Genomic DNA, 10,151 nt, shown 5'->3' on the forward strand with positions numbered 1-10,151 from the left:
ATGAGCAGCGCCCCGCAGATTGACGACTTCATCGCCCGCTGGAAAGACACCGGCGGCAGCGAACATGCCAATTATCAGCTCTTCGTGATCGAGCTGACCGAACTGCTGGGCCTCAACCGGCCCAACCCGGCCACGGATGACGACAGCAACGACCATTACCGGTTCGAACGGCCCGTCACCTTCACCCACACGCACAAGCGCACAACAGGCTTCATCGACGCATATCGCGCGGGGCATTTCGTGCTGGAAACCAAGCAGGGCGTGAACCAGAAAAAGAACCGCGCCGCCGATCTGGCCAAGGGCACTGCCGCGCGCAGCCAGAAACGCATCGGCCATGGCGTCCGGGGCACCGCCGTCTGGGACGACACCATGCTCAAGGCCCGCAATCAGGCCGACAATTACGCCCGCGCCGTCGCGCGCGAGGATGGCTGGCCACCCTTCCTGATGATAGTGGACGTGGGCCATGTGATCGAGCTTTACGCCGATTTCTCGAAACAGGGGCAGGGCTATAACCAATTCCCCGATGGCAACCGCTATCGCATCTATCTCGACGATCTGCGCAAGGACGAAATCCGCGACCTGCTCTGCACGATCTGGACCGATCCCTACAGCCTCGACCCCTCGCTGAAATCCGCCGAGGTCACGCGCGACATCGCCGCCCACTTGGCTGAACTGGGCAAAAGCTTCGAAGGTCAGGGGCATGTCAGCGAAACCGTGGCCCGGTTCCTGATGCGGTGCTTGTTTTCGATGTTCGCTGAGGATGTAGACCTGATCCCGCGCGGCAGTTTCACCGAACTGCTGCGCAAGCTGCGTGGTCATCCTCAGGATGCTGAACACGCGCTCGCGGGTTTGTGGCAGGCCATGGACAAGGGCGAATACGCCCATGCGCTGCTGACCAAGGTCAAGAAATTCAACGGCGGCCTGTTCAGGGACCCATCGGCGCTTCCGCTGAACGAACTGCAACTCAACCTCCTCATCGAAGCTGCCGAAGCCGACTGGAAACAGGTCGAACCGGCCATCTTCGGCACGCTGCTCGAACGCGCACTCGACAAGCGCCAGCGCCACAAGCTGGGGGCCCACTATACGCCGCGTGCCTATGTGCAGCGCCTTGTCACCCCCACCATCATCGAACCCCTGCGCGAGGATTGGCGCGATGTGCAGACCGCCGTCCAGCGCCTGACCGAGGATGGCAAAACCGAAGACGCGCTCAAACTCGTCCGCGACTTCCACCACAAGCTGTGCGAGACCACTGTGCTCGATCCCGCCTGTGGCTCGGGCAACTTCCTCTATGTCGCGCTGGAGATGATGAAGCGCCTCGAAGGCGAGGTCACGTCGCTGATGATCGAACTGGGCGACACGCGCCCGCTGATCACCGTGGACCCGCACCAGTTTCTGGGGATCGAACTGAACCCCTGGGCCGCCAATGTGGCCGAGCTGGTGCTGTGGATCGGCTACCTGCAATGGCACTACCGCACCCATGGCACCGCTGCCCCATCCGAGCCGGTGCTGCGCGACTTCAAGAACATTCGCAACGCCGATGCGGTGTTGGAATGGTCCGACCGCGCGCCGCGCATGGATGCCGACGGCAACCCAGTTACCCGCTGGGACGGCGTGACCACCATGAACCATCCTGTGACGGGGGAGGGGGTGCCGGACCCCACCGCGCGGGTACAGGTCTTTGACTATGCCAAGCCCAAAGCGACGGTCTGGCCTCGTGCCGATTTCATCGTAGGCAACCCGCCGTTCATTGGCATGCGCAAGATCAAAGCTGCGCTCACTCCGGAGTATGTTGAAGCTCTGCGAAAAGCGTACCAGGATGTCCCGAACACAGTCGATTTTGTCATGTATTGGTGGGCCAAAGCAGCTGAGGCCATCAAGAAAAGAACGGCGCGTCGTTTTGGCCTTATTACGACGAACAGCATAACCCAAGACTATTCTAGAAAACTGGTCGACAATTACATCTCAGGCAAAAAGCCAGCGCTCAACCTGATATTCGCCACCACAAATCACCCTTGGGTCGACGCTGCTGACGGTGCAGCAGTTCGCATTGCAATGACGGTCGCTTCAGTTCGAAAGGCAAAGCATCCTCGAATCCTGGAAGCCGCTGGAACGGAAGCTGAACGTGAAGTGGTGGTTCAACGGATTAATAGTCGTCTAGCCGATGTACCTGACTTCTCAGATATGAAGGCGTTGGAAGCCAATTTCCGTATGTGCTTTCAAGGGGTAGTCCCAGCTGGAGACGGCTTTAAACTCTCAGATGCCGATCGATTGGGCTTGTGTCGTCGATTAACTGAAAAAGAGAAAAGCTCGATCAAGCGCTACTACATTGGCAAGGACATCATTGATCGCCCGCGGGGACAGTTCATTATTGACCTATTTGGCGTCGACTATGGCCAGCTAAAATCAGAGATGCCAACGCTTCATGCCTATCTCTTGGATCGTGTGAAACCAATTCGTGACGAAAACCCGCGCCCACAGTACAAAAAGCTCTGGTGGATCTTCGCCGAGCCCCGTCCGGCTCTGCGCAACGCCTTGCGGGAGATAGACAGCTTCATCGGAACAACATACACTGCTAAACACCGGGTTTTCCAGTTCTGCGACAGCAATATCGTACCAGATGCAATGGTTTATGCCATTGCATCCGATAGACCCGAGTTTCTTGCCTGTTTGTCGTCTAGGGTACACTTAACTTGGTGCAAAGGCAGCACAGGCACTCTTGAGGATCGCCCGCGTTATAACAGCGCCAACACTTTTTCACCTTTCCCCTTCCCTGACCTCACCGACGACCAGCGCACCCGCCTCCGCGCTTTGGGCGAGGAACTCGACACCCACCGCAAGCGCCAGCAGGCCGCCCACCCCAAGCTGACCCTGACAAGCATGTACAACGTGCTGGAAAAGCTCCGCGCCGGGGAAACCATCGAGGGCAAGGACCGTGAGATTTACGACCAGGGCCTGATCGGCATCCTCAAGGACCTGCACGACCAGGTCGACGCCGCCGTGGCCGAGGCCTATGGCTGGCCCAACTACCTGAGTGACGAAGACATCCTCTTCCGCCTCGTCGCGCTCAACAAGGAACGCGCCGAGGAAGAGGCGCGCGGCCACATCCGCTGGCTCCGCCCCGACTACCAGAACCCCGAAGGCCGCCAGACCACCAAAGGCACGCAGGCCGAGTTGGACGTCGGCCCCGCCGCCAAGGTGGAAAAAGCCCCCTGGCCTAAAACCCTCCCCGACCAGATCGCCGCCGTCCGCGAGGCCCTGGCCGACATGGGCGAAGCCACCCCCGAACAGATCGCCCGCCGCTTCCTGCGGGCGCGGACGACCAGCGTGCAGCCGTTGCTGGATAGCTTGGCCGCACTGGGACAAGCCGAGAAGGTCGAAGAGGGGAGGTATGCAGCATGACGGCGAATAAACCACCTGCCCGTACGCTCATGATGCTAGATCAGGAAGCCTTTCAGAACGCGGCAACCGCAGCAGGCCTTCAATTTAAGGTCTTCCTCGCAGGACCATACATAGAGTCTACCGGGAAGAAGCCAGGCCGAGGAGCCAAGAATAAGGCCAAAAGACTAAGGTATGCGTTGTATCATCGGCTCTCAGACTTCGGCTGGGTTGTGACTATGGGAGAATACAAGAACCTAATCAACGCAGCCAATCCGCTTTTGGGAGCGCGAAACAATGCAGCAAGCGCTGAACTTCTCCACGCGAAGCATTCGACCGACGCCATTGTGATGCTGCCGAGTAGTCCCGGCTCTTTCTTGGAACTCGGTGCTTTTTCGCTACACGCGGATGTCTGTCTTAAAATGCTGATAATTATCGACAAGAAGCATGAGGCAGATGATCCCAACTACTTGAACACTGGCCCGATCCCCGCAGCCCAAAAAAAGGGCGCAAAGGTCGCTTTCATAGACTATGACGACCATGATCAGTGTTGGGCAATCGTCGAGGAATTCGTTATCGATCAGGGCCACAGAGTGGCCGAAAACAAGTTGCTAGCGCCATGAAAAAGATTGACCCGCTCTTTGCCTACTTCTCAATTCTAGCAGTAATTCAGCCTGCACGAATCCAGGATATCGAAGCCAGCGCGCAACAGCTTCTCAGCCCAGACTACGCCAAAATGCTCGTAGAGGCAGGGCATCTTCGGGCGGCGCATGAAACTGCTCGCGAACGTGGCTTGGTCATACAAGTTCGTCGTGGCGTCTACTTCACGGCACCCAAAGCACGACATCTGGTGCGGCGAGAGGGCCTTGAGCGCTCGATCGACAACCGGCGTTTGTTCTTGATGAAGGCCCAGCGTAGGAGGTACAAGTGATGTGCGAGTTGGTATCGCGTTCAGCTTGTTCGCTGCTTCGGCGAGCCGTTGTTCAGGTTTGGTTTGAAGGGGCTCGTGGCCTAGGTCGAAGAGGCATTTTGCCGGACCTTGCCGCCAAAATGCCTCTTCGACCTAGGCCACGCGCTCAAGGCAGTCTTCACTTCAGAGACTGGAAGTTGCTGTAGATGCCAACTCGCTCATACTATTTTCCAAAGGACTTTGATCACCTCGAAGAGATTCTTCGGGCTGAACAGGGCGGCTTTCCCGATGAGGAAGCTGCTCGGTTCAGGGACCTCGGGTTACCGCCTATACCCACCGCTGGTGCATTGCCGCTATTCCTTGGGATCAGCCCCAAAACGATCTTCTCAATCCGCCGCCGTCCTCGGAAACACTACCGTTCCTTTCCTTTGAAGAAGAAGGACGGGAGCAAAAGAGACATTGATACACCTCGGACCTACCTCAAGGTCATCCAGTGGTGGATCTTGGACAACGTCTTGAATCACGTCGAAATCGCCGAGAATGTTTTCGGATTTGTGGCCGGGCGAAGTGCCGTAAAGAACGCTGAATACCATTTTGGCGCGAAGCACGTTCTCAACGTTGATATCAGGCAGTTTTTTCCGTCGATCACGATTGAACAGGTGCGTGAAATCTTTGTTTCGCTCGGTTACACGGAAGATGTGGCGAATATGCTGGCAGAGTTGTGCTGTCTGGACGGCCGTGTACCGCAAGGAGCGCCTACAAGTCCGGCTATTGCCAATTTGGTTCTACGCGGACTGGATGAGCAACTGTCACGTTTGGCCGACGAAGCAGGTCACCGATACTCGCGATATGCGGATGATCTGACATTCAGCTCACAGGAACGAATCGAAGCCGATTTTCTTGATCAAGTCCAGCAAGCAGTTGAACAAGCAGGGTTCGAGCTAAAGCCGGAAAAAACCAGATTTTCTGGATTCGAAGGACGCATGGAGGTCACGGGTGTTGTCATCAACGACAAGTTGCAGCCACCTCGTGCTTGGCGCAAACGCACAAGGGCAAAAATCCACAAGCTCGGGTTGGCTCCTCGTCTGACAAGGCAACAACTGTCGTTCCTGCATGGAATAGTCGGCATGGCCGCCCAATTCAAAGATAGCGCGCAAATGCAGAGGCTGAGTGCCGAAGCGACCGTGCTCATCGAGGCAAAATCTCACACTGTAGTTGGAAACAGTAAGCAGCCAACTCTTCCAAATGGTCTGACCGTTCGCCAGGCTGAAGCATTGGCGATGCTCGGTCCGAAACGAACAAATCTAGAGTTGGCGGCGCGTCTTGGAACCACAGAGGCGGGAATCAAGAAGAGGCTTCAGGAAGCATTTCGCAAGATTGATGCGACTGACAGGATCGCCGCACATCGATGGGCAAAGAAACATCTTTAATGTATACGCCGGTCCAGTGACGGCTCTTTATCCCGCGTGCAATTCCCCAGCCGGCTGCACCGAAAGCTGAACACCCTCCCGCTTCTTCAGCTTCGAGACCATCGCCAGCAAATTGTCCGCGCGCGGGTTGCCCTTTGCGCTGAGCATACGCATCAGGCTCTTGGGGTCTTTCTGCATGTCTTGGGCCAGGGTCTCGAAGCCCACGGTGGCATTCACGTAGTCGCGCAGCAGGACCTTGCCGGTCTCCAGGTCGTCACTCAGCATGGCCTCGATCGCTTCGCGGAAGAGGCCCATGCGAAATTCGGGATCGCGCTCGGCGCGCGCCTTGATTGTTTCCTTGAAACTTCTGGTCAGGGCCATGTCAGTCACCTTGCTTCTTGCGGTTCTTGTAGTCGTTCCAGTGGCGCTTGGCCTGTTCGATGTCTTTCGACTGGCGCTTCTTCGTCCCGCCACAGAGCAGGATCACGAGCGTGTTCCCGTCCTGCCCAAAATAGACCCGATAACCAGGGCCAAATGGGATGCGCCGTTCCGACACGCCTTGCCCGACCGGCTTCACATCGCCAAGGTTGCCGGTCTCGATCCGGGCGAGGGCGGTTCTCACCTTCAACGCCGCCGCCGTATCGAGGTTGTCGAACCAGTCCTCGAAGGGCGCGGTGCCGTCTTCGGTAACGTATAGAACAAGCTCGTACGCTTGGCATTTTGGTGACATATGTGTTACCATTTGTCAAGGGCGACGGTCGGACTTGCAATGCCGAAGCATGGCAAATCGCGGAATTTGCGAAGCTCTAGCATGGCACGTATCGGCCCCCCACCTTCGATGCGTCAACCCCCGATCGATGTCCCGAACCCGCACTTCTAGCTCTGTCTTAGCCTCTCTTCGGCGTGCCCCGCTAAGGTCAAGCTCTCGTTCAACTTCGCGTCCAGCGCGTCGAAGGTCGCCTCTTACGCCGCAATGAACACCTGCTTGAGCAACAGCCGACCCCAAGAAAAAGCAAAAGCTAGTAGAGCGGCTACTGCGACAAATTTATTGATTCTGTGCACCATGAATAATCGTTCGTATTCCGATCTTTTTGGAGTACTTCCCGACAACAGTGTCAGCTCTCGCAGCTCGTTTACTCTAATCGTCAAATATCCTCTAGAAACGTTGTACCCAATAAGCAAAAACTGTGAGAAATGCTTGAAAATAGCCATCATGTAGGCCGAGTACAATCAGGCCAACGTAAGTGGTATGATATCCTTTTATCGCTTCATTTGGAATCCTCAAGTGAGGCGTTGCTCCATTCACTCTCTCCGCAGCTGAAAACGCATCAGCGACGACAGACCAAAAAACTGCTTCCAAGAAAAATGGACTCAAAGCAAACACGGCGAGGAGAAAAGTCAAGATAAACCAAGGGCCCGTGTAGGTCCGTTGTAACACCATCAGTGGCGCCTTGGACCTCGGAGAAATAAGTGCCCCACGGATTTTGCAGTCATCAAAATAGATCTCCGACTCCACACGCGTTAAGTTCGCGCCCTCAAAATTCACTAACTCGACGTTGGTTCGCGAAAAGTCACTGTTGAAGAAGTCGCATTTGCTTAGATTTGATGCTGCAAAATCACACTCAAGTACTTTCACCACACTTAAATCTGCACCGGAGAAATCGCACTGGCTTGCTCTGGCTTCATTCAGGTTCGCTCCATTGAGGCATGCATCCACAAATCTAGCTCTAATCAAATCTGCGCCCGACAGGTCTGACTGAATGAGGTTTGCGCCTTCGAAATTCGCATCTCGTAAGTTGCAGTTTGAAAAATTCGTCTTTCCCAAATTCGAACTCTTGAAGCTAGTTTTTTCCATCTTGTTCGAAGAAAGATCGCGGTCACGCAGGTCCAAGCCATCAAAACTACAACCGCGTAGGTCGAGATCAACTAGGCTTACTCGTTGAATGTCTACGGTCGAAAAATCTAAACCTTTGAGGTTCAAGTGTTCTTTTTCCTTCCGGAGCAAGGCCCTCTTATTCCAGCTATCCTCAAAAACATCATGACCATCTTTGCTTGGGTCAGTGGCTATCAGTAGTGCCAAGAGGTGATGCCAAGAACCTCCAAAGTTGGGATAATCTTCCTTCAGCGCTTCAATGAAATCCGCTTCCCGCTGGTCCAATTCTTGCCGCAATACACGCTCGAAATCTCCATGAAGCCCTTCGGAATTCCTCATCCTGTTATTCACCAAAGCCTTTTCTTCAAAACTTTCGGAAGAAAAATGAGTTCTTAGTGTTCCGTCGGGTAGAGTTCTGACAGGGTCTGGAAACCCACCAAAGAGCGGCGCCAATGACTTGCAGAATAGCCTTGAGCCACGTTCATCGACCCTAAGTGTCCAGGCACTATTTCCCCGAAAACCAGCCTTGCTTGGCAAGAACATGAACTCTACATTTTGCTGTACGTGACTAGTTTTCCAATAAGATGCGTTCGTCCCCGCCCACGATTCCATCTCACAATCGAATTCATCCATGAGCCATTCAAGAACCACGCGCTCGGCACGTGACACAAAGCTGTTATCTTCATAACAAAATCGAACGACAGCCACATCGCCGGTCATTGTCCTCGACAGATTTCCATCGATACCGAAATCACCTCGAGAAAATGGGCCTTTGAATGCTGGTCTTCCCATTTGAGATTTCCGTTATCGAACGCTGCGCTGGCAGAGTTAAAGCTGCAAACACAACCGTCTGCGGTCAGATGTAGCGATCATTTGAGTTTGGATGCACTTTGCAAGTCATAACTCTCATTCGCCACTCTGGGTCGGCTGCCACCGCCTAGAGGCCTTCATGGAACTTCCATTATCCAATGAAGTCAAATCTCCTTTTCGATCGGTGGTCTACTTTGCACGGCCACCCCTCAATGCGTAAGCCCCCGGTCCATGTCCCGCTCCCGCGCTTCTAGCTCTGTCTCAGCCTCTCTTCGGCGTCCCTCGCTAAGGTCAAGCTCTCTTTCAACTTCGCGTCCAGCGCGTTGTAGGTGGCTTCTTCGCTCAACAAGCCACGCAACGCCTGCATTGACGCGATCTGCGAGCGTATGAGCAACGTCGCGCAGGCCGCGATACCATCCAACTGGGCTTGCAGCCTCTTCGTCGAGCGCGCTTCCAAGCCGCTCAATTCCGCGGCTGAGGTTTCGCAGGCCGTCACCAACCGCTCGACGCAGGCGAGCAAGTCGCGCTCCAAGGCTGTCATGGGTGCCGTCATTCATCTCTCCTCGATCTTGATGCAGATGACCGGCGTCCCGGCCAGTGTGCAGGTCTTCAACTCGGTCCTGGCGGGGTCCAGCGTCAGCCAGGTCTGCTCCCCCTGGTCGATCCGTGTCAGGCCCAGTTCCGTCAGCTCCAAGCGCGTCAGCAGCGACGTCCAGAAGAAGCTCGCGACCATTATCGAGGCGATCCCCGTCACGACCAGTCCCGAGATCACCTAGGGCGAGATCGTCAGCCAGCGCCTGATCTGCTCGGTCCGCGTCTCGAACAAGCTCCTGTTCTGATTCAGGAAGTGGCGCGTATCGTTCTCGATGGTACGCCGCGCGTCGCTCGCAATACCCGTCAAATCGGTCCTGAAGCTCTCCAGCTGGGATGCCATCGAGGCGGCGTGGTCCTGGCGTATCGTGTCCAGCTCCGTGTTCAATTTCTCGCTCAGCCGGGTCGGCTTGCCAGTCTTCATGGAAAATCTCTCCTTTCAGGCGCCAGCGCTCGCCGGTTTCGGGGTCCTGGGCGGTCAGGTAGGCCTTACCCGCGCGGGGCAGGTCGAAACCTGCGTCGGTGAGCACCTCGATCATGCTGGCGCGATCCTCGATCAGACCCATCGATATCTGATCGAGGATCCACGCATGCAACTCGTCGCGGCCCTCGGCGCGGGTCGGGGTCTCTATGGTGTCGCGGACCTCCTGCGCGCGCTCCAGCTCCATCGGATCAGCCCAGCCGTGGCGCTGGTTCATCAGGTCGCGCAGGCTGTCAAAGGCGTCCTGATACCCCGTTGGGGCGATGTTCAGGCTGCGCCCGGTGGTCAGCTCCAGCCGCGGGGTGCAGAAGTGCAGCTCGACGCGGTCCTCGTGGCTGTGACGGACCCAGAGCATGTCGTATTGCTCGCCGCCCAGCCCGGCAAAGGCCAACTGCTCGAAGGCGTCCATCACCTCGGCCTGCTGCGCCTCGCTCGGCGCGTCCTCGGCGGAAAAGCTAATCACGCCCGCGCGGTAGGTCCATTGGTGTCGGCTGGCGTCGATCAGCGCCTCGGTGCGACTGGGAACACCACGCAGCACCTCGGGCAAAGGCTCGCGCGTCACCATCAAGGGCTGGCCATCGGCGTCGCGGATCAGGTCGCGGTTGCGGTCATAGGCCAGCACGCGCTCGGCCACGAGGTAGCCGACTGGCCCCGCGCCCGCGCCCTTGCCGTTGGGGAAGAACTTGATCAGCACCGCCGCGC

The 10,151-nt window shown here is 56.4% G+C and carries 8 protein-coding genes; 4 read left to right on the top strand and 4 right to left on the bottom strand.

What is annotated here, in order from left to right:
• From BUA42_RS18440 to BUA42_RS18455, 4 genes are all read left to right on the top strand, one after another.
• Nucleotides 1-3,399, top strand: coding sequence for a class I SAM-dependent DNA methyltransferase (locus BUA42_RS18440; RefSeq protein ID WP_072779807.1), 3,399 nt, complete (start codon nucleotides 1-3; stop codon nucleotides 3,397-3,399).
• On the top strand, nucleotides 3,396-3,998 hold the full coding sequence (locus BUA42_RS18445) for a hypothetical protein (RefSeq protein WP_072779808.1): 603 nt from the start codon (nucleotides 3,396-3,398) through the stop codon (nucleotides 3,996-3,998). The genes BUA42_RS18440 and BUA42_RS18445 overlap by 4 nt, the downstream gene beginning before the upstream one ends.
• Nucleotides 3,995-4,306, top strand: a complete 312-nt coding sequence (locus BUA42_RS18450; RefSeq protein ID WP_072779809.1) for a hypothetical protein — start codon at nucleotides 3,995-3,997, stop codon at nucleotides 4,304-4,306. The genes BUA42_RS18445 and BUA42_RS18450 overlap by 4 nt, the downstream gene beginning before the upstream one ends.
• Nucleotides 4,307-4,491: 185 nt before the next feature.
• A complete protein-coding gene (locus BUA42_RS18455; RefSeq protein ID WP_072779810.1) occupies nucleotides 4,492-5,715 on the top strand; it encodes a retron St85 family RNA-directed DNA polymerase in 1,224 nt (407 codons plus the stop codon).
• Between the two features lie 27 nt (nucleotides 5,716-5,742).
• Here the strand turns inward: BUA42_RS18455 and BUA42_RS18460 are convergent, their stop codons facing one another.
• The 4 genes from BUA42_RS18460 to BUA42_RS18475 form a co-directional block, all read right to left on the bottom strand.
• Nucleotides 5,743-6,075: a helix-turn-helix domain-containing transcriptional regulator gene (locus tag BUA42_RS18460; RefSeq protein ID WP_072779811.1), complete on the bottom strand. Its 333-nt coding sequence runs from the start codon at nucleotides 6,073-6,075 to the stop codon at nucleotides 5,743-5,745.
• A 1-nt stretch (nucleotide 6,076) separates the two neighbouring features.
• Nucleotides 6,077-6,424 (bottom strand): type II toxin-antitoxin system RelE/ParE family toxin, encoded by a 348-nt coding sequence (locus tag BUA42_RS18465; protein WP_072779812.1) that lies wholly within the window; start codon nucleotides 6,422-6,424, stop codon nucleotides 6,077-6,079.
• A 426-nt stretch (nucleotides 6,425-6,850) separates the two neighbouring features.
• Complete coding sequence (locus tag BUA42_RS18470; RefSeq protein WP_218588646.1) at nucleotides 6,851-8,287, bottom strand: pentapeptide repeat-containing protein; 1,437 nt, start codon at nucleotides 8,285-8,287, stop codon at nucleotides 6,851-6,853.
• A gap of 299 nt (nucleotides 8,288-8,586) precedes the next feature.
• Nucleotides 8,587-10,151: relaxase/mobilization nuclease domain-containing protein (locus BUA42_RS18475; RefSeq protein WP_245819064.1), on the bottom strand; the 1,565-nt coding region annotated here is incomplete at its 5' end.

Source organism: Marivita hallyeonensis, from assembly GCF_900129875.1.
In the GTDB taxonomy this organism is placed as follows: domain Bacteria; phylum Pseudomonadota; class Alphaproteobacteria; order Rhodobacterales; family Rhodobacteraceae; genus Marivita; species Marivita hallyeonensis.